General features: G+C 70.3%; 19 protein-coding genes. 10 read left to right on the top strand and 9 right to left on the bottom strand.

What is annotated here, in order from left to right:
- Positions 1-29 precede the first annotated feature (29 nt).
- The 3 genes from ACIOEW_RS25855 (at position 30) to gap (ending at position 3,589) form a co-directional block, all read left to right on the top strand.
- The gene (locus ACIOEW_RS25855) at positions 30-1,442 is read left to right on the top strand and encodes an aminopeptidase P family protein (RefSeq protein ID WP_401966284.1); all 1,413 of its coding nucleotides are present in this window, start codon (positions 30-32) and stop codon (positions 1,440-1,442) included.
- Between the two features lie 79 nt (positions 1,443-1,521).
- The gene (locus tag ACIOEW_RS25850) at positions 1,522-2,478 is read left to right on the top strand and encodes a GlxA family transcriptional regulator (RefSeq protein ID WP_401966283.1); all 957 of its coding nucleotides are present in this window, start codon (positions 1,522-1,524) and stop codon (positions 2,476-2,478) included.
- 112 nt (positions 2,479-2,590) lie between these two features.
- Positions 2,591-3,589, top strand: a complete 999-nt coding sequence (gene gap / locus ACIOEW_RS25845) for a type I glyceraldehyde-3-phosphate dehydrogenase (protein ID WP_362544421.1) — start codon at positions 2,591-2,593, stop codon at positions 3,587-3,589.
- Positions 3,590-3,652: 63 nt separating this feature from the next.
- Here the strand turns inward: gap and ACIOEW_RS25840 are convergent, their stop codons facing one another.
- Both ACIOEW_RS25840 and ACIOEW_RS25835 read right to left on the bottom strand, forming a co-directional pair.
- Complete coding sequence (locus ACIOEW_RS25840) at positions 3,653-4,654, bottom strand: NEW3 domain-containing protein (RefSeq protein ID WP_362544423.1); 1,002 nt, start codon at positions 4,652-4,654, stop codon at positions 3,653-3,655.
- Positions 4,655-4,677: 23 nt separating this feature from the next.
- Positions 4,678-6,129, bottom strand: a complete 1,452-nt coding sequence (locus ACIOEW_RS25835; protein WP_401966279.1) for a Gfo/Idh/MocA family protein — start codon at positions 6,127-6,129, stop codon at positions 4,678-4,680.
- Between the two features lie 155 nt (positions 6,130-6,284).
- Between ACIOEW_RS25835 and ACIOEW_RS25830 the strand changes: the two genes are divergently transcribed.
- The 4 genes from ACIOEW_RS25830 to ACIOEW_RS25815 all read left to right on the top strand — a co-directional run bounded on the left by ACIOEW_RS25830 (position 6,285) and on the right by ACIOEW_RS25815 (position 8,938).
- Positions 6,285-6,686, top strand: a complete 402-nt coding sequence (locus ACIOEW_RS25830; protein WP_362544427.1) for a YciI family protein — start codon at positions 6,285-6,287, stop codon at positions 6,684-6,686.
- Positions 6,683-7,846, top strand: coding sequence for an RNA polymerase sigma factor (locus ACIOEW_RS25825; protein WP_401966622.1), 1,164 nt, complete (start codon positions 6,683-6,685; stop codon positions 7,844-7,846). The genes ACIOEW_RS25830 and ACIOEW_RS25825 overlap by 4 nt, the downstream gene beginning before the upstream one ends.
- A 74-nt stretch (positions 7,847-7,920) precedes the next feature.
- A complete protein-coding gene (locus tag ACIOEW_RS25820) occupies positions 7,921-8,478 on the top strand; it encodes a YceI family protein (RefSeq protein WP_401966277.1) in 558 nt (185 codons plus the stop codon).
- A gap of 16 nt (positions 8,479-8,494) precedes the next feature.
- Positions 8,495-8,938: an ester cyclase gene (locus tag ACIOEW_RS25815; RefSeq protein ID WP_401966275.1), complete on the top strand. Its 444-nt coding sequence runs from the start codon at positions 8,495-8,497 to the stop codon at positions 8,936-8,938.
- Between the two features lie 91 nt (positions 8,939-9,029).
- On the opposite strand, the gene ACIOEW_RS25810 is transcribed toward ACIOEW_RS25815, so the two are convergent.
- The 6 genes from ACIOEW_RS25810 to ACIOEW_RS25785 all read right to left on the bottom strand — a co-directional run bounded on the left by ACIOEW_RS25810 (position 9,030) and on the right by ACIOEW_RS25785 (position 14,816).
- Positions 9,030-10,358: an MFS transporter gene (locus ACIOEW_RS25810; RefSeq protein ID WP_401966274.1), complete on the bottom strand. Its 1,329-nt coding sequence runs from the start codon at positions 10,356-10,358 to the stop codon at positions 9,030-9,032.
- Positions 10,359-10,586: 228 nt separating this feature from the next.
- Positions 10,587-11,537, bottom strand: coding sequence for a catechol 2,3-dioxygenase (locus ACIOEW_RS25805; RefSeq protein WP_401966271.1), 951 nt, complete (start codon positions 11,535-11,537; stop codon positions 10,587-10,589).
- 50 nt (positions 11,538-11,587) lie between these two features.
- Positions 11,588-12,658: a 4-oxalomesaconate tautomerase gene (locus tag ACIOEW_RS25800; RefSeq protein ID WP_401966268.1), complete on the bottom strand. Its 1,071-nt coding sequence runs from the start codon at positions 12,656-12,658 to the stop codon at positions 11,588-11,590.
- The gene (locus ACIOEW_RS25795; protein ID WP_401966266.1) at positions 12,655-13,371 is read right to left on the bottom strand and encodes a 4-carboxy-4-hydroxy-2-oxoadipate aldolase/oxaloacetate decarboxylase; all 717 of its coding nucleotides are present in this window, start codon (positions 13,369-13,371) and stop codon (positions 12,655-12,657) included. Before ACIOEW_RS25795 ends, ACIOEW_RS25800 begins: the two co-directional genes overlap by 4 nt.
- Positions 13,368-14,117 (bottom strand): PIG-L deacetylase family protein, encoded by a 750-nt coding sequence (locus ACIOEW_RS25790; protein WP_401966265.1) that lies wholly within the window; start codon positions 14,115-14,117, stop codon positions 13,368-13,370. Before ACIOEW_RS25790 ends, ACIOEW_RS25795 begins: the two co-directional genes overlap by 4 nt.
- A gap of 45 nt (positions 14,118-14,162) precedes the next feature.
- Positions 14,163-14,816, bottom strand: coding sequence for a GntR family transcriptional regulator (locus ACIOEW_RS25785; protein ID WP_362544451.1), 654 nt, complete (start codon positions 14,814-14,816; stop codon positions 14,163-14,165).
- A gap of 253 nt (positions 14,817-15,069) precedes the next feature.
- On the opposite strand from ACIOEW_RS25785, the gene ACIOEW_RS25780 reads away from it, so the two are divergent.
- Together ACIOEW_RS25780 and ACIOEW_RS25775 are read left to right on the top strand one after the other, a co-directional pair.
- The gene (locus tag ACIOEW_RS25780; RefSeq protein WP_401966264.1) at positions 15,070-16,842 is read left to right on the top strand and encodes a tannase/feruloyl esterase family alpha/beta hydrolase; all 1,773 of its coding nucleotides are present in this window, start codon (positions 15,070-15,072) and stop codon (positions 16,840-16,842) included.
- Between the two features lie 179 nt (positions 16,843-17,021).
- Positions 17,022-17,444 (top strand): hypothetical protein, encoded by a 423-nt coding sequence (locus ACIOEW_RS25775; RefSeq protein WP_401966261.1) that lies wholly within the window; start codon positions 17,022-17,024, stop codon positions 17,442-17,444.
- Here ACIOEW_RS25775 and ACIOEW_RS25770 read toward each other — a convergent pair.
- The gene (locus tag ACIOEW_RS25770) at positions 17,423-18,208 is read right to left on the bottom strand and encodes a helix-turn-helix domain-containing protein (protein WP_401966259.1); all 786 of its coding nucleotides are present in this window, start codon (positions 18,206-18,208) and stop codon (positions 17,423-17,425) included. The two genes, ACIOEW_RS25775 and ACIOEW_RS25770, sit on opposite strands and share 22 nt — an antisense overlap.
- A 264-nt stretch (positions 18,209-18,472) precedes the next feature.
- Between ACIOEW_RS25770 and ACIOEW_RS25765 the strand changes: the two genes are divergently transcribed.
- Positions 18,473-19,357: a DUF4157 domain-containing protein gene (locus tag ACIOEW_RS25765; protein ID WP_401966258.1), complete on the top strand. Its 885-nt coding sequence runs from the start codon at positions 18,473-18,475 to the stop codon at positions 19,355-19,357.
- The last annotated feature ends 11 nt before the right edge of the window (positions 19,358-19,368 follow it).

Genomic DNA, 19,368 nt, shown 5'->3' with positions numbered 1-19,368 from the left:
TTGAGGACGTCCCGAAGAAGGAGAATGACGTGGCGAAAGGCCGAAAGAACGGTCTCTACTCAGGGATCTCCGAGGAACTGTCCGCGCTGATGCGGACCGGGTGGGCCGACACCGAGCAGCACGACCTGCTGCCCGACGAGCAGGCCCCGCACGCGGCCCTCCGCCGCGCCGCGCTCTCCGCCCGCTTCCCCGGCGAACGCCTCGTGATCCCCTCCGGCAACCTCAAGGTCCGGTCGAACGACGACACCTACCCCTTTCGCCCGCACTCGGCATACGTACACATGACGGGAGACCGCGCCCGGGACGGTGCGCTCGTCCTGGAACCCCGCGCGGACGGCGGCCACGACGCCTACTGCTTCCAGCTGCCCCGGGACAGCAGGGACAACGACGAGTTCTGGACCGGCCCCACGGCGGAACTCTGGATGGGCCGGCGCCGCTCCCTCGCCGAGTCGGAACGCGTGCTCGGTCTGCCCTGCCGCGACGTCCGTACCGCGGCCGGTGACCTGGCGGCGGCCTCCGGTGTGCCGACCCGGATCGTGCGCGGTGTCGACCCGTCCCTGGAGGCCGCCGTCAGCACCGACGAGGAGCGCGACGCCGACCTCGAAGAGGCGCTCAGCGACCTCCGCCTCGTCAAGGACGACTGGGAGATCGGCGAGCTCCGCAAGGCGGTGGACTCCACCGTGCGCGGGTTCACCGACGCGGTCGGCGAGCTCTCCGGAGCGGTCGCGTCCTCCGAGCGGTGGATCGAGGGCACGTTCCTGCGCCGCGCGCGCCTGGAGGGCAACTCCGTGGGGTACGGCACCATCTGCGCCGCGGGCGATCACGCCACGATCATGCACTGGACGGACAACGACGGCCCCGTGCGCCCGGGCGAGCTGCTCCTGTTCGACGCCGGCGTGGAGACGCACACCCTCTACACCGCCGACGTCACGCGCACGCTGCCGATCAGCGGAACGTTCACTCCCGTGCAGCGCAAGGTCTACGACGCGGTGTACGAGGCTCAGGAAGCCGGGAACGCAGCAGTCAAGCCGGGCGCCGCGTACCGCGACTTCCACGAGGCGGCCCAGCGCCACCTCGCGGTCCGGCTGGTCGAGTGGGGCTTCATCGAGGGCCCGGCTGAGCGTGCGTACGAGCTCGGCCTCCAGCGCCGCTTCACCATGGCGGGCACCGGGCACATGCTCGGTCTGGACGTTCATGACTGCGCGCAGGCCCGGCACGAGGAGTATGTCGGCGGCGTCCTGGAGCCGGGCATGGTGCTCACGGTCGAGCCCGGCCTTTACTTCCAGCCCGACGACCTCACCGTTCCCGAGGAGTGGCGGGGCATCGGCGTCCGGATCGAGGACGACCTGCTCGTGACCGCGGACGGCCACGAGAACCTGTCGGCGGGCCTGCCGCGCTCGGCCGACGACGTCGAGGCGTGGATGGCCCGGTTCGCGGGCTGAGTACGTACGAGGAACCCGGCCGCGCCGAGGGCCCCGGCCCGCTCACCGGCGCGGCCGGGCTCCTCGTACGCTGTGTCCCGTGTCAGCCTCCCGTCTTCACCGCACCGCCGTCCTCGTACTGGAGGGCGCGAAACCGCTCGATGTCGGGATCCCCGCGCAGGTGTTCACCACGCGCGCGAGCATGCCGTACGAGGTACGGGTGTGCGGCGCGGCGCCCGGGCTCGTGACCGGTGGTGACGGGCTGTCGTACCACGTCGCCGACGGTCTCGACGCGCTGGAGTGGGCCGACATCGTCTTCATCCCCGGCTACCGTTTCCCGGACCGCGACGACCCGCCGCAGACCGTCGTCGACGCACTCGTGGCCGCCCACGCCCGGGGCGCGCGGCTCGCCGCCATCTCGACGGGGGCCTTCGCGCTCGCCGCGACGGGCCTGCTCGACGGCAGGCGGGCGACGACACACTGGCACTACGCGCGGGCGCTCGCGGCGAAGCACCCCCTCGTCCGCGTCGACGAGAACGTGCTGTTCGTCGACGAGGGCAGCGTCCTGACCTCCGCCGGCGCCGCCTCCGGGATCGACCTGTGCCTGCACATCCTGCGCGGCGACCTCGGCGTGGCCGCGTCCAACCACGCGGCCCGGCGGCTGGTGGCGGCGCCCTACCGGAGCGGCGGCCAGGCGCAGTACGTACCGCGCAGCGTGCCCGAACCCCTCGGCGAACGCTTCGCCGCCACCCGCGAGTGGGCGCTGCACCGCCTGGGCGAGCCGCTCACGCTCGACGCGCTCGCCCGGCATGCGGCGGTCTCGCCGCGCACGCTCTCGCGGCGCTTCGTCGAGGACACCGGATACACCCCGATGCAGTGGGTCATGCGGGCCCGCATCGATGTGGCCCGTGAGCTGCTGGAGCGCTCGGAGCGGAGCATCGAGCAGATCGCCGCCGAGACCGGACTCGGCACCGGGACCAATCTGCGGCTCCACTTCCAGCGCATTCTCGGCACCACTCCGAGCGAGTACCGGCGCACCTTCGCCAGCAGCGAGTAGGCGCGATACGGGGTGGCGCGATCCTTTCGAACCGTGGCGCTCACGCCGCTGCCGTGACAGGGGTGCCGCGAGCGAACCTTGGTGACGAAACGCAGGGACGAAGGGACACCCCATGACTCGCATCGCCATCAACGGATTCGGCCGCATCGGACGCAATGTGCTGCGCGCACTGCTGGAGCGCGACAGTGACCTCGAAGTCGTCGCCGTCAACGACCTCACCGAGCCCGCCGCTCTGGCGCGGCTGCTCGCCTACGACTCGACGTCCGGCAGGCTGGGGCGTCCGGTGACACTTGACGGGGACGTCCTCGTCGTCGACGGCCGGCGCATCAAGGTGGTCGCCGAGCGCGATCCGGCGCAGCTTCCGTGGGCCGCGCTCGACGTCGACATCGTGCTGGAGGCCACCGGCCGTTTCACGTCGGCCAAGGCCGCCCGCGCCCACATCGACGCCGGTGCGAAGAAGGTTCTGGTCAGTGCGCCGTCGGACGGCGCCGATGTCACGCTCGCGTACGGGGTCAACACCGACGCGTACGACCCGGCCCTGCACACGATCGTCTCGAACGCCTCGTGCACGACCAACGCCCTCGCGCCGTTGGCCTCGGTGCTCGACGAGCTCGCCGGTATCGAGCACGGTTTCATGACGACGGTGCACGCCTACACGCAGGAGCAGAACCTGCAGGACGGCCCGCACCGCGACGCACGCCGCGCCCGCGCCGCCGCCGTGAACATCGTGCCGACCACGACCGGTGCGGCCAAGGCCATCGGCCTGGTGCTGCCGAACCTTGCCGGCAAGCTGTCGGGCGACTCGATCCGTGTCCCCGTGCCGGTCGGCTCGATCGTGGAACTCAACACGACCGTGGCCCGCGACGTGTCGCGCGAGGATGTACTGGCCGCCTACCGCGCCGCTGCGGACGGGCCGCTCGCCGGGGTCCTGGAGTACTCCGAGGACGCACTCGTCTCGTCCGACATCACGGGCAACCCTGCCTCGTCGATCTTCGACTCGGAGCTCACCCGAGTCGAGGGCAGGCACGTCAAGGTCGTCGCCTGGTACGACAACGAGTGGGGCTTCTCCAACCGTGTCATCGACACGCTCCAGCTCCTCGCCAACGGCTGACGGACCACCGGGGCCCGGGAGGCGTGAACTGCGCGCCGCCCGGGCCCGGTCAGTCGCGGACGGTCAGGAAGCGATCGCCATGTCGAAGAGGTGGACGTTCCCGTTCGCGGGCAGAACCACGAAGTCGACCGTCTTGGACGGGTCCAGCGCGATCGAATGGGCGAACACGCGGTACTTCACCGTCTCGTTGCCGTAGCCGTCGGGCCGGTTGCGGCCGTCCGTCGACTTGACCAGGGTCGCGCCGTGGGCGTCGACCGGGTCGAACGACCAGTTGGGGAAGCCGAACGTCCCCGTGCCGGTGGTGCCGTCTGTGTAGAAGACGGTGGCCTTGCCCGTGGCACCGCTGCCGACGCCGGATCCGAGGAATACCAGCTTGGAGCCCTGGCCGGTCAGGGTGACGGCCTGCCCCGCACTGGCCACGTTGTCCTTCGTACCGGCGGGCACGTCCGGCCACGTCAGGGTGGCGCCCAGCGCGTCGACCTTCGCTCCGGGCGTCAGGCCGACCGCGGCGAGCTTCTGCGCCGAGAAGCTGTTGCCCTCGCCGTCGTAGTTACCGGCTGTCGTGGCCGACTCGTCGGTGATCGCCACTCCGTTGTACGTCGCCGCCAGGTTCGCCTGCGGTGATCCGGAGCGGTCGGTCCGGGTGCCGGTGGCCGTTCCGAGGCCGTCGCCACCCTGGTAGGTCGCCGTGGCCGTGAACGTACGGATCACGAATCCGGACCGCTTCTCCGGGACCTGGATCCGGAAGGTCGCGGAGGCCGAGGCACCCGTCGCGAAGGACCCGGACACACTCTGCACGGACGGCTGGACCGCCCATCCGACGGGTCCGGCGAAGGACACCTTGAGTGAACGCAGGCGCTGCGGTGCGGAGTTCTTGACGGTGACCTTCACCGTCGAGATGACCGGTCCGTCGAGGTCCACGGGGGAGACGGTCACCTCGGTCTGTGCCTCGGCGGCGGCCACCGGTGGCGCGGGCGCGGCCGTGGCCGCCGGTGCGGGAACGAGCAGGACCGCTGCAGCCACCGCTGCGGCTCTGAGCGGATTGATCAGTCGGGCCGTTCTCATGGCGTGCTCCTCGGAGGGGGAGGTCATCGGACGACGGGGGGCATCTCGGTGGTGCGCGAGTCGAGTCCCATGCGCAGGTTGACCCAGGAGCCGCGGGTGAAGTCCGGGATCTCCACCGGACGCCCCTTGGCGGCGAGGGACATGACGCTCAGCGGAACCGGTGCGCACCACGAGGCGGAGTCGTACACGTCGATGTCGGGGACGAGGCCGGCCCGCATCAGCTGGACCGTGCGCCACTGCAGGACGTAGTCCATGCCGCCGTGACCGCCGTTCTCGGCCTCGTCACCGAGCTCCTTCCACAGCCAGTGGTCGAACTCCTTGCGGTACGTGTCGAAGTCGCGCCAGGCGTCGCCGCTGTGGTCCGGCTCGAAGTAGACACGTGCGTCCGTGGTCGACGTGCCCGCGTAGTCCTCGAAGATGCCGCGACTGCCGACGAGCGAGTTGATCCGGCTGTACGGGCGGGGCGCGCTCACCGCGTGCTCGGCCCGGATCGTCCGGCCGTTCGCCGTCCGGATCTGGCAGGTGACCAGGTCGCCGTTGATGTACGTCTCGTTCCACGACGGGTGGGACTTCGGCATGAAGCGCTCGCGGTAGTCGGCGAGTCCCTTCGGCGCCGTCGCGGTGGCCGTCAGCGTCGTCATCCGGTCACCGCGGTTGATGTCCATGGCGGCGGCGATGGGAGCGAGACCGTGCATCGCGTAGAAGGACGCGGTGGAGCGGGTGTGCCACAGACGGCGCCAGGAATCGGTGTAGTACGTGTCGGAGAACAGCAGGGAGCGCAGGTCGTGGAGGTAGCCGCCGTGACCGTTGGTGATCTCACCGAACAGGCCCTCGTGGCCCATCTTGAGCATGGCCAGTTCGTTGCGGCCGTAGCTGCAGTTCTCGGACAGCATCAGGTTCTTGCGGGTGCGCTCCGAGGTGTCCACGAGGTCCCACAGCTCGTCGAGCTCGGTCGCGATGGGGAGCTCGACGATCACGTGCTTGCCGGCCAGGAGTGCGGCCTTGCCCTGTTCGTAGTGGAACTCCCAGGGCGTCGCTATGTAGACGAGATCGATGTCGTCGCGCTTGAGCATCTCGGCGTAACTGTCGGCGGAGCCGCCGAACTCGGCAGGACGCGGCTTTCCGGCCGTCACCAGCCCGTCGGCGGTGCGCTTGGCACGGTCGGCGCGGATGTCGCAGACCGCGGCCACGACACAGCCGGGGATGACCGACCAGCCCGTGGTCATACCGGATCCCCGGTTGCCGAGCCCGATGACACCGACGCGGACCGTCGCGTGGGGCTCGAAGGGGACGTTGATCATGGACTTCTGGCCCGCCGCCCGACGGGGCGCGCCGGCGTGGACGAGTGCGGACGGTGCGGCGGCCCCGGGAGCCGCCGAAGCAGGTGCGGCCGATCCGAGCCCGACGGCGAGCGCCCCCGTGGCCAGCGTTCCTCCCAGGACCAAGCGGCGTGAGACTTCAGGGATTTCAGGCATGCGGCAACGCTCCTCGTTACGAGACCGGCATCACTGGCGGGGACGACTCTCGCCGGAACGACGGTGACATGTCAAGAGATGTTCATCGTCGCCGAGTTTCGAGCATTAGCGAGCATTCGATCGACGTCGGATGGTTCCGCGCGCATGCAGGTGCCATGTCCCCTACGCTGCTGCTCGTTCGTCGTGTGGGTGAGAGCCCGCTCAATTCGGAGGATGCGATGCAGTACGCCCTGCTGATCCACGCTGCGCCCGACCAGGAGGAAGCGCTGACGGACGCGGAACGCGAGGCGGCGTATGCCGAGTACCTGACGCTGGCCGATGACACGCGGTGCGTCGTGGCGGCGCAGTTGCAGCCCGTCGAGATGACGACGGGCGTGCGCGTGGCCGGTGGCCGGACACTGATCACGGACGGCCCGTTCGCCGACACCAAAGAGGTACTCGGCGGCATCTGTCTGATCGAGGCGACGGATCTGGACGAGGCGATCGAGATCGCCTCGCACGTCCCGGCCGCCCGCTACGGCGGCACGGTGGAGATCCGGCCGGTGGTGCCGCGCTGACCGGGCTGGAGGAGGTCTTCCGGGACGAGTGGGGCCGGGTACTGGCCGCGCTCGTCGGGTATCTCGGCGACTTCGACAGGGCCGAGGACGCCACACAGGAGGCGTTCACGATCGCCGCCGAGCGCTGGCCCACGTCGGGCGTACCCGACAGGCCGGGCGCGTGGCTCGTGACGACAGCCCGAAACCGGGCGATCGACCGGATCCGCCGGGAGCGCACCCTGGCCGAGAAGATCCACCTCCTGCCGGCACCGGAGGCCGTCATGGACGAGTTCGACGACACCCTGATCAAGGACGAACGCCTGGAGCTGATCTTCACCTGCTGCCACCCGGCTCTGCCGCCGGAGGGGCAGGTGGCGCTTACTCTGCGGGCCCTGGGAGGTCTGGAGACCGCGGAGATCGCCCGTGCGTTCGTCGTCTCCGAGGAGACCATGAAGCGGCGCCTTTCACGCGCCAAGGCGAAGATCAGGGCGACCGGTATCCCGTTCACCGTGCCCGGCGCGCACCTGCTGCCCGACCGCGTCGACGCGGTCCTGGCCGTGATCTATCTGATCTACAACGAGGGCTACCGGGGCCGGGTCGACCTGGGTGCCGAGGCCATCCGGCTCGGGCGCGTGCTCGCCGGACTCATGCCGGACGAGCCGGAGGCGCACGGGCTGCTGGCGCTGATGATGATCCACCACGCCCGGCGGCACGCCCGGTTCTCGGGCGAGGACCTCGTGCTGCTCGACGACCAGGACCGGTCGCTGTGGGACTTGCGGCAGATCGCGGAGGGGCGGGCCGTGCTCGACCGGGCGTTCGCGCTCGGCGGGCGCGGCGCCTATGTCGTACAGGCGGTCATCGCGTCGATGCAGACACGGCAGCCGGTCGACTGGCCGCAGATCGCCGCGCTGTACCGCCGGCTGGTCGAACTCACCGGCTCCCCGGTCGTCGAGCTCAACCACGCCGCAGCGCTCGCCCAGGCCGGCGAACCCGCCGCGGCACTGCGCGCCGTCGACCGTCTCGACCTCGACGGCTACCTCTACTACCACTCGACCCGCGCCGAACTGCTGCGGCGCCTCGGCCGGACCGCCGAGGCCCGGACCGCGTACCGCAGGGCGATCGAACTGGCCGGCTCGGCGCCCGAGCGGGGGTTTCTGGGCCGGCGGCTCGGAGAAACCTGACCCGGACTGTCCCCTGGGCGGGGCCCCGTTCGTCTTCCAGGTATGAGGGACAACCCTGAACGATGGAGGACGTCATGAGCTCCGCCCCCGCCACAGCCGCGATCCCGGGCTATCTGGCCGGCATCTGGAAGGCCGGCCCGGCACACTGCCAGATCCGCTTCTCCGTCCGCTTCCTCACGGTCGGCACGGCGCGAGGCCGGTTCACCGGCTGCGACGCCACGATCGTCACGAGCGGGGAACCGCGGGGCTCGGAGCTGACCGCGACGATCGATGTGGCGTCCATCGACACCGGCAACGAGAAGCGGGACACCCACCTGCGCTCCGCCGACTACCTCGACGCGGAGCGTCACCCGACGATGAGCTATCGCTCCACCGGCATCCGCCGGAGCGGGGACGCCTGGACCGTGGACGGCGAGCTGACCCTGCACGGTGTCACCCGGCAGGTGCCCTTGACCGTGGAGGTGCAGGGGTTCGGTCCGGGTCCGTCCGGCGGCCGGCAGGCCGTCTTCTCCGCGACCGCGCGGATCGACCGGCGCGACTTCGCCGTCACCGCCCGGACGGACGGAGGCGGTGTCCTGGTCGGCAACAAGGTGTCGATCAGCCTGGTGATCCAGGCCGTCCTCCACAAGTGATCCGAGGAGAAGCACCGTGCCGACGGAGCAGGAAGCCCGCAACAAAGCGACGTTCAGCCGCTTCCACGACGCGGTGAACAGCAGTGACCTGGACGTCGTCTCCAGGACGATCGACGAGGTGGTCGCCCCGGATCTGCTGTTCCACGCACCCGTGCCGAGCGGCGAGACGGGGGTGGAGGCACTCAAGCACGTGTGGACGGTGCTTCTGCGCGCCTTTCCCGGCATCCGCGTCACGATCGAGGACATGATCGCGGAGGGGGACAGGATCGTCAGCAGACAGACCGTCACCGGGACCCACCTCGGCGAATACCGGGGCCTGCCGCCGACCGGCAGGTCCGTCATCTACGACGAGATCTTCATCGTCCGCTTCGACGGCGGCCGCATCGCGGAGATCTGGGGGGTGGTCGACGTGTACGCGCAGCTGCGCCAGCTCGGCATGATTCCCGGAAGCGCTCCGTGACCACAGGACATGGATGCGGCGCACGCGGTGGGCCGATGAGGCGTGTCGCCATGCCTCATCGGCCCACCGGGCCCCGTGGCGGCCGCCCCGGTCAGGCCGTGGCCGTCACCTGACGTGCCGCGGGCTGCTCCGGGGTCCGCCGGGACATGCGCAGACCGGCCAGGGTGATGAAGACCGTGGAGAACACGGCGGAGAGGGCGAAGGCGGTGAAGCCCCAGTTCGCGGCTCCGTTGGCGAGCAGCTGACCGCCCAGCCAGGGGCCGAACACGGCGCCGAAGCGGCCCATTCCGGAGGTCCAGCCCACGGCCGTGGCCCGGTTGGCGGAGGTGGAGTAGCCGGCCACCGTCGCATAGATCATCGTCTGGGCGCTGTTGAGGAACAGGCCGGTGACGAAGACCACCGTGAAGGTCAGCCCGAGCGGCATGTGGACGCTCAGCAGATAGACGCCGACGGCGGTCAGCACGAACCAGATCGCGGAGATGCGCGCCGCGCCGAAGCGGTCGGCGCAGCGGCCGGCGACGAGCATCCCCACTATGCCGCCGAGGTTGAAGACGACGACGAAGTTCAGTGAGGAACCGAGCTCGTAGCCCTCGCTCCGCATCATGGTGGGCAGCCAGGTGGCGACGCCGTAGACGAGCAGCAGGCCGCCGAAGGAGGCCAGCCAGAACATCAGGGTCTGGATCCACTCCTTGCCCCGGAACAGCTGGGCGAGGGCGTACCAGCGGTCGCCGACGGCCCGGGGGTCCTTCGCCGCCGGCATCTCGACGTCGTAGCGCGCCGCGAGTTCATGCGCCTCGGTGGTACGTCCCTTGGCGACCAGGAAGCTCAGCGACTCCGGCATGTACCGGGCGACCAGCGGTACCGCGATGACCAGCGGGACCACGCAGACCCAGAAGGCCGCACGCCAGCCGAGGGGCTCCACGATCCACAGGGCGACGTACGCGGAGAGGATGCCGCCGACGTGGTGGGCGGTCATCAGCGTGCCGATGACGAAGGCGCCGCGGGCGCGCGGGGCGTAGTCCGAGACCATCGTGATCGCGGTCGGCAAGAGGCCGCCGAGTCCGAGTCCCGCCAGCGTCCGGCCGAGGCCGAACACGGTGACCGAGGGGGCTGCCGCGCAGAGGGCCGAGGCCAGCGAGAACAGCGCGGTGCAGGACATGATCATCTTCTTGCGCCCGATGAGGTCGGTGAGCGTCCCCGAGGAGAGGGCGCCGACCAGCATCCCGAACGTGGCGTAGCTGCCGAGGTCGCCGGCCATGGACGGTTCGAGGCCCAGGGCGTGCTGCTCCAGCATGTGGGGCAGCACCGAGCCGTAGATGAACATGTCGAGGCCGTCGAAGAGAACGACCAGCCAGCACAGAGCGATGACCAGCATGGCCATTCTGCTGCCGCGGGCGGCCGGGGCGAGCGAGGAGGACATCATTGTTTCCTCTCGTCCGGGAGGAGAGTCCCTGGAGGTTGGGAAGAGGGGGCGGTCGGCGCGGCTCGAGCCACCGACCCGACGCGAGGCGAGATGCGCGCTCGCAGTGATGGCCTTGACGGTAGAAACACCGGAAGAGTGTGTCAACGCTTTTGTTGACAATCTTAGAAACAATTTGGCCCCGGTCTGGTGTGCTGCCGGACCGGGGCCGAACGGTGGTGCCGAACGTCAGGCGACGGGCGGCGTTCCGTGGGTGTGGAACGACTCGATGGTGCGCAGACCCCAGGCCTGGCCCTTGGCGCGCTCGGCCTCGGTCCAGGTGATCAGGGGCCAGTCGGGGGCCAGCACCAGGCGGGTGAGCGGGTTGCACAGTTCGATGCGGTTGCCGCCCGGTTCGTAGACGTACAGGAAGAACGTCTGCTGGATGGCGTGCTTGTGCGGGCCCGTCTCGATGAACACGCCGGTGTCCAGGGCGAGATCGGCGGCGCGCAGGATGTCCTCGCGGGTGTCCGCGGCGAACGCGATGTGGTGGAGCCGGCCGCTCGACCCCGTCCAGTCCTCGGTGTAGACGATGTCGTAGGACTTGTTGGTGAACGTCAGCCACTGGGCCGCGATCTTTCCGCTGTCGAGCCGGATCTGCTCGGTGGGGCGGGCGCCGAGGACCTCACGGTGGAAGTCGCCGTTGGCCGCGACGTCCGCGCCCAGGAAGTTGACATGGTCCAGCCGGCGAACCCCCACGCCGCGGCCCGGTTTGGCCTGCGGCTGGTTCTTGAGGCCCGGCCGTAGTTCCTCCGGCGCCTCGTACCACTCGCTCTCCCAGTACAGGGCCAGCTCGTGGCCGTCGGGGTCGGTGGTGACGTACAGCCGGCCGATGCCCGGTTCGTCCTCGACCCAGCGGCCCGTTCGGCCTGCCGCCTCAATGGCCTCGATCCGGCGGCGGAGCGCGTCCTCGCTGGAGGTGCGCAGGGCCGTGCGTCGGATTCCTGGGGTGGAGTGGGCGGTGAGCGTGAGGCTGTGATGCTCGTAGTCGTCCCAGGTCCGCAAGTACACGGAGTCGCCGGAACGGCCGTTCTCGGTCAGACCGAGGAAGTCGGTGAAGAAGCGGACGCTGGCGTCCAGGTCGGGGGTGAGCAGTTCGACATGGCCGAGGTGGGCGATGTCTCCGAGAGGCGGGGTCATCTGCGACTCCTAGAAGTGCGGGGGTGCGGGGGAGTTGATCCGGGTGGGGGTCAGGCGGGGCGCGGGAAGACCGTGCCGTCGAAGATCTTTCGGGCGGTACGTACGACAGCGGTGCGGCCGGCCATCGGAAGGGAGCCACCTGCGCCCCGCTCGACGGCCGACTCGATGTCGAGGAACCCCGTGGGGTGCTCTATGCGCAGCCGGTCCCCGTCGGCGGGCAGCCGCGCCACGTCCTCACCGACGCCGCCCGCGATACGCAGCCCGGCGGCCACGCTCGCGGCGCCCAGTACGCCGATGGATGTGTGACAGCGCACCGGAATGAACGTGCGCGTCGACACCGCGCCGCCGTGCCGCGGCGGCGCCAGCAGGCTCACCTTGGGCACGGTGGCGTTCGTGACATCTCCGAGTCCCATCAACGGCCCTGCCTCGAGGCGGATTTCGCGGATCCGCCGGGCCAGGGCCGGGTCCGCCTCCAGCGCCCGCGGATCCTCGTAGCCGGTGAGCCGCAGCGCCGAGGCGGCGATCAGGACGGTCGGCATGCCGTTGTCCACGCAGGTCACCGACGCGCCGGCGAGAGTGTCGCGGACGCTGCCCGTGGGCAGCAGGGGACTGCTGCCCGGCGGGAAGTCGATCACCACCGGTGCGGCGGCACCCGGCACCCCGGAGATCTCGGCGGCGCCCTCGTACGAGACGCGCCCTTCCGGAGTGGGGAAGGTCGCGGTGGCGAGATCCCCCGTGTTGAGCATGCGGATCCGCACCGAGGTCTCCGCCCGGCCTGGGGTGACGAGGCCGCGTTCGACGGCGAAGGGGCCGACTCCCGCGAGGAGGTTGCCGCAGTTCTGACGGCTCGACACATCCGCCGTGCCGACGCCGACCTGAAGGAAGAGATAGTCGACGTCGGTGTCGGGACCGGCCGATGGGCGAACCACCGCCACCTTGCTGGTGAGGGGATGCGCCCCGCCCAGACCGTCGATCTGGCGTGCGTCGGGACTGCCCATGATGCGCAGCAACAGATCGTCACGCAGAGCCGGTTCGGCGGGCAGGTCCTCCGCCAGGAAGTAGCCGCCCTTGGAGGTGCCGCCGCGCAGGAGCATGCAGCGCACCCCGGCGGGCGCGGTCACCGCCCGGATCCTGATGCGTCCGCGGCGTGCTCGTCGTACTGCTGGTACCGAACACCGAGGCGTACGAGCGTCTCGCGCAGCCCGTACCGGTCGAGACCCAGTTGCCCCTCGGCGAACGCGGCGCGTGACGCCTCCTCCTTCGCCGTGCGTGCCTGCGACAACACAACGGCCTCCGAGGCCCGTTCGCGCGGAACGCACATCACGCCGTCGTCGTCGGCGAGGATCACATCACCGGGGCGGATGATGTGGCCCCCGATGGCGACCGGCACATTGACCGATCCGCCGGTCGCCTTGACCGTGCCCTGGGCGGAGACAGCGGCCGACCAGACGGGGAAGCCCATCTCGCGCAGCTCGGAGGTGTCGCGCACCCCGGCGTTGGTGACCAGGCCGCGGACGCCCCGGTACCGCAGCGCGGTGGCGAACAGCTCGCCGAACATTCCGTCGGCGGAGGGCGAAGTGGTGGTGACGACGAGAAGGTCGCCCTCGCCGCACTGTTCGACGGCCGCATGGATCATGAGGTTGTCGCCGGGCCAGCTGAGCACCGTGACCGCGGTGCCCGCCACGCGTACGTCCTGCTGGATCGGGCGCAGGTGAGGGCCGAGGAGGCCGGTGCGGCCGAGCGCCTCGTGCACGGTCGCGACGCCGTAACCGGACAGCGCGGTCACGTCCTCGGCCGACGCCTTCGGGGGACGGGTGACGATGACGCCGCTCATGCCAGCTCCCCGGTGACCTGCGGGTAGGGGCGCATGTACGCCTCGGCCCAAGTGGTGTGCTGAAGGCCGAGGTTGGGGCCCGCGTTGCGCCTGAGCTGGACACCGCGCCGTTTGCCGAGGTCCGTGTAGTACTCCCACAGGTGCTGCTGGGCCGCCAGGCACTCCATGGCCTTGCGCTTGGTCTCCCAGACTTCCGTGATGTCCAGCAGGACCTCGGGCGTGAACCCGCACATCTCCGGCTGGTGCGGTTCGAAGAAGAACACCGGGGGAGCCCCGATGATCTCGCCCCCGGCCGGGTAGCCGATCGCCTGGGCCAGGACGCGCGCGTCCAGGGCCATGCGGGCGGCCGCCGGGTGGTCCCCGTTGTACGGGTCGATGAGGGGGTGGGTGAGGACCACGTCGGGCTGCGCCTCGCGGTAGACGGCGACCAGCCGGTCGGTGAGCTCGGGCGTCACCGGCAGCGGGTAGTCACCGGCGTCGAAGAAGACGATTGCGGCACCGAGAGCCGCCGCGGCCCGTTCGGCCTCCTCGCGGCGGATCGCCTTGATCTCCGCCAGCTGCTTGCCCTCGCGCCACGCCTTGGCCGACTCGCCCCGTTCACCGAAGGTCAGGCACGCGATGGTGACCTGCTCCCCGCGGGAGGCGGCGAGGGCTATGGCGCCGCCCGCCCGCCAGACGAAGTCCCCGGCGTGCGCGGTGATCACCAGCGTCGATCGTGGGGTGGCGGGCACCTTGCCGTGCGTCATTGCGAACTCTCCTTGGTGACAGGTGTGCTCCCGCCCCGAGTCGCGTCAGTCGTCGCGCAAGGCGTCGATCACGCTGCCGAGGTGGGCGCGGACGGCTGCTTCCGCCGCCTGCGGGTCCCTGGACGTGATCGCGTCGATCACGGCCAGATGCTCACTCAGGGACTTCTGCGGACGGCCCGGCCTGAGCGCCAACTGGAACTGATGGCGCACGAGTTGGCCGTTCAGCCGCTCCAGGAGCCCGACGGCCGTCTGCTGGCCTGAGAACTCCCGGATCTGCGCGTGCAGCCGGTGGTTGAGCTCGGAGTAGGTCATCGGCTCGCCGTCGGCGACCGCCTTGGCCATCGCCGCGCCCGTCGCCGCCAGCTCGGCCAGCTGCTCCTCGGTGGCCCCTGCGGCCACCTTGGCGGCGCAGAGTCCTTCGAGGACCATCCGGCACTCGGTGATGGCGACCGCTTCCTCCTTGGTCACCACGCGGACGCGTGATCCGCGGTTACGGATCCGCTCGACCAGCCCCTCGGATGCCAGCTCCAGAAGTGCCGCCCGGATGCTGGCCCGGGTGACACCGAACTGCTCGGCGAGTTCGTCCTCCACCAGCCGCTGGGCCGGCGCCATCTCCCCTTGCAGAATCGCCTGTCGCAGCTCCCCGAGTGCGTGCTGTTTGGCCTGCTCTCCGGAACTGGGACGCGCTTCCTTCGGCATCAATGCCCTCCCTGAGTGAGTGCCTGTCGAACGTAAACTTACGCCAACAGGATTGTCAACAATCTCGTTGCCAAGCCTTGCGCCGAGATCCACACCGGGCTACGTTCCTCGCCGTAGAGCCGCTTCGGAGCCGTACGGCGGCGGCGCCCCACGCATCGAGGCGCGTCCGCCCCTCCCTCCGCCCCTCCTGTACGCACCCACAAGACCGGCTGACGGGCACGAGTCCCGGGCCGCGATCGAACGGAGTCCGGGTATGCCCATACCCTCACGCTGGTTCCGACGGAAACCGGCTGCCGTACTGGCCACCCTCGCCGCCGTCCTCGCACTTGCCGGCGGGACGGGCATGGCGCTCGCCGACAGCACGACCGACAACGGTTCGGACACCGCCCCGGCCTCGGCCGCTGCCCTGGCGACGACCGCCGCATCCTCCGGCACCGCACCCGCCCTGCCCTGTTCCGGCATCGCCGCACTCGATCTGGCAGCCGACGTACCCGGCGTGCCCTTCGAGATCAGCTCGGCGACGGAGCTGGCCGCAGGCAGCAGCACGCTCGGGAACTGGGCAGCCTGCTACGTCAAGGGTGTGATCGCCCCGCAGATCCACTTCGAACTCCGACTGCCCGAGAGCGGCTGGCAGTCCGACTACCTTCAGGTCGGCTGCGGCGGCCTCTGCGGAAACGTGAGCACGGGCAGCGCCCCTGCCTCCAGCGGCTGTGTTCCGCTGACCACCGGAGCCTTCGCCGTCGCCTCCAGCGACGAGGGGCACTCCCAGGGCGGCGGCCTGTTCTCCACCGACCCCACCCTGCGCGCCGACTTCGGATACAAGTCCGACCACCAGCTCGCGCAGGCGGCCAAGGCGATCATCAAGAAGTACTACGGGCAGGCTGCCACCCACTCCTACTTCGACGGCTGCTCGCAGGGCGGCCACCAGGCGCTGACCGAGGCGCAGCGCTACCCGGACGACTTCGACGGGATCATCGCCGGAGCCCCCGCCAACAACTTCACCGCCCTCAACACCTTCTCGCACGCGTGGACGGCCCAGTCCGTGTACCTCGACGGCGGCCCCGCCACGCTCACCATCGCAGACCTGGCACCGCTGCACGAGGCGGTCCTCAAGGGCTGCGCCGCCACCGACGGAACCATCGCGGACCCGCTGGGCTGCACCTGGGATCCGGCCGCCCTCGCATGCCGGTCCGGACAGACCTCCAGGGCCGCGGACTTCTGCCTGACCGCTGACCAGGTCACCACACTCCACCGGATCTACTCCGGCCCCACCGACAAGCACGGCAAGCTGCTCTACCCCGGCTACCAGCTCCGCGGTTCCGAACTCAACTGGGCCGGGGTCATCGTGCCGGCCCAGGCCACCGGCACCAGCGGAGACATCAACTTCGTCAGGGAGACCCTGCGCTACCAGGTCTTCGACAGCCCGCAACCCACTCTGACCTACCGGGACATCGAGTTCACCGAGGCCTACTACAGGAAGATCGTCCGGCCCAACGAGGGCATGTACGACGCCACCGACCCGGACCTCAAGGCGTTCAAGGCAGCCGGCGGCAAGCTGATCCTCTGGCACGGGCTGGGTGACCAGCACATCCCCGCCGTCGGCACCATGGCGTACTACAAGGCCGTGCAGAAGGTCATGGGCGGCACAGCGGCGACGGCGAGCTTCGCCCGGCTGTTCCTCCTCCCGGGTGTCGCGCACTGCGGCGGCGGACAGGGCCCGAGCGACTTCGACGCGCTGACCGCCGTCGTCGACTGGGTCACGAAGGGCGACGCCCCCGACAGTCTGACGACCACGTCGACGGACGGTGCCGGCAAGGTCACGGCCACCCGCCCCGTCTACCCCTTCCCGTACGTCGCCGAGAACACCACCGGGGGCCCGGACGACGAGGCCGGCAGCTACACCCCCGTCCGGTCCGCCGCTGAGGCGGGCCTGACGCTGAACTGGCTCGGTTCCTTCCGCTCCGGCTACGAGACCGTAGGCAACTGGGTCAACGGCAAGTGGGTCGTCACCAGGGGCAAGGCCTGACCGGGTGACGTGATCACGGCCGACGAGTGACGTCGGACGGTGCGGCCCCTGCTCCCGCCCGGGGGCGCACCGTACGCCCGGCTGCCCCACCACCGCCCATTCCCGGCAGGGAATTGCCGGTACGCCGTGCCGGGCGCAGGATCTCGTCCGAAGCGATCCACCGGGCAAGGAGTTCACACGTGACCGAGACCGACCCTCAGGACCTGGCCAACCGCTACATCGCCCAGTGGGTGGTGCCGGATGCCGCCCAACGCCGTGCGGCCATCGAGCAGCTGTGGGCCGAGGACGGTACCCACTTCCTCCAACCACCCTTGGAGATACGGGAGATCGCCACAGGACTCGGATTCGGCCGATCGACCCTGCAGGCCCGGGGTTTCGACGCCTTCGAGGCCCGGGTGGCGCGCAGTCACGAGGAGTTCGTCAAGGAAGCGGGGCTCACCTTCCGCTCCCGCGCCGATGCCGTACGTCTGCACGACATGGTCAAGTTCTCCTGGGAGACGGTGTCCGCCGGCACCGGCGAGGTGGTCGGTGGCGGACTGGAGATCCTGGTGCTCGACGAGGACGGGCGGATCAAGTCCGACTACATGTTCCCGGGGGCCTGACCCGGCGGCGGCCCGGCCGGGACCTTCGGCCGGGCCGCCGCCGAGAGGGCCTCGGCCGTCTCCTGGTCGGCGGGCAGGAACGCCTCCAGTTTCAGCTCGGCGAGCGTCACGTCGACGGCGGTGGCGAAGGTCGTCACCGTCGTCATCAGGCGCAAATCCCCGAACGACGAACACAGTTGGAGTGGGACCGCGAATCCGAGCTGCCCGGCGGACGGCTCCAGGCCGGGCACGTACCCGGTGAGTTCGTCCCGCAGTTCCTCCAGGTGACCGAGGCCGGCGAGGATGTGGCGCGCCCATTCGGAGAGGTTGCGGATGCGAGGGGCCAGCCCGTCGGGGTGGAGCGCGAGACGGTAGACGTTCCTGCCGGGGCCGACCAGTTCAGGAGCCGCGCCCTCGGTGATCAGGTCGAAGGCTGAGTTCGCTGCGATCAGGTCACCGGCCCGGTCCACGACGAGGGCGGGGTAGGGCAGATGGCCGCGCAGAATGCGGTCGATCGCCGCCCTCACCGGGGCCAGTTCCGGATCGTCGAGCGAACTCTCCGGGTATGCGGGCGCGTACCCGGCCGCCAGCAGCAGCTCGTTGCGCTCGCGCAGCGGCAGCTCCAGTGACTCCGCCAGCCGTACGACCATGGGCCGGCCAGGGGCGGACCTGCCGGATTCGATGAAGCTGAGGTGGCGCTGGGTGGTTCCCGCCCGGAGCGCCAGGTCGAGCTGGCTGAGACGGAGGCGGGTTCGGCGGTCGCGTAACGCGCGGGGGAAGTCCACGGGCCCGTTGTACCGGTGCCGGAGGATTCAGGTCCATTCCCCCGAGGGAATGATCCTGGCGCCTGCCCTGTGCCTCGGCTACGCGGACGGCGGCCGTTCGTACTGTCCGGCTGCCCCAAAAGGCAGCTCCGGATGCCCCGGGCCCGCCGGGGGCGGGCTGGACGAGGCAGGGAATCCGGCGTGAAGGTGGAGAACCGGTAGGAGGGCAGGGCGCTGCGGTTGTGCGCGGTACGCGCCCACGACGGTGCGGTCAGGGAGACGGTGATGAACGCACAGGACCACGGCCACGAGCACGAACACGACCCCGAAAGGGACCACCACCCCACGCCGCGCGAGAGCGAGCACGACCACGAGCGGAGGCAGGGGGAGCACCTGCACGGTGAGGTCTCCGTGGCGCAGCGTTCCCCGGACGCCCGCGACGATCGGGGAGCTGACACCCACCACCTCTTCCGGGCAGCGGCCACGGGCCGGGCGGACGTGGTCGGAACGGCCGGAATGGGCGTGCTCCAGCGGAGCATCGGCAACGCAGCCCTCGGCCCGATGATCCAGCGCGCCAGGGCCGGTACGCCGGAACAGTCCGAGGACGAGCCCCGCTCGCCGGTCCACGACGTCATCTCCTCCGGCGGAGGCACCCCGCTGGACACCGAGACCCGCACGGATCTCGAGGGCCGGATGGGCGCGGACTTCTCCGACGTGCGCATCCACAACGACTCCTCCGCGCACGAGTCGGCCAAGGGCGTCGGCGCACACGCGTACACCGTGGGGAACAACGTGGTCTTCCAGCGTGACGCGTACGACCCGTCGTCACCCCAGGGCCGCACGACACTGGCCCATGAGCTGACCCATGTGATCCAGCAGCGCAGCGGACCGGTGGAGGGCACGGAGGCCCCCGGAGGCATCCGGGTCAGCGACCCCTCGGACCGCTTCGAACGGGAAGCCGTGACGAACGCGGACCGGGTGCTTTCGGACCCGGCGCCCGCCCCGGCCGCCGCCTCGGCCTCGCCGTCGGCCGCCACCGCCGCCCCCGCCGCCGTCCAGCGGGCGGCGACGGAGGACGAGGACGAGCAGCCGGCCGATGTGCAGGGATCGTTCGTCCAACGGGCGCAGGAGAAGAGCCCCGAGGAGGAGGAAGAGGCTCCACCGGCCTGAGACGCTTCCTC

The sequence above is a fragment of the Streptomyces sp. NPDC087901 genome (assembly GCF_044742205.1).
In the GTDB taxonomy this organism is placed as follows: domain Bacteria; phylum Actinomycetota; class Actinomycetes; order Streptomycetales; family Streptomycetaceae; genus Streptomyces.
The sequence above is the reverse complement of the archived record's forward strand: the minus strand, read 5'-3'. Positions and strand labels throughout refer to the sequence as shown.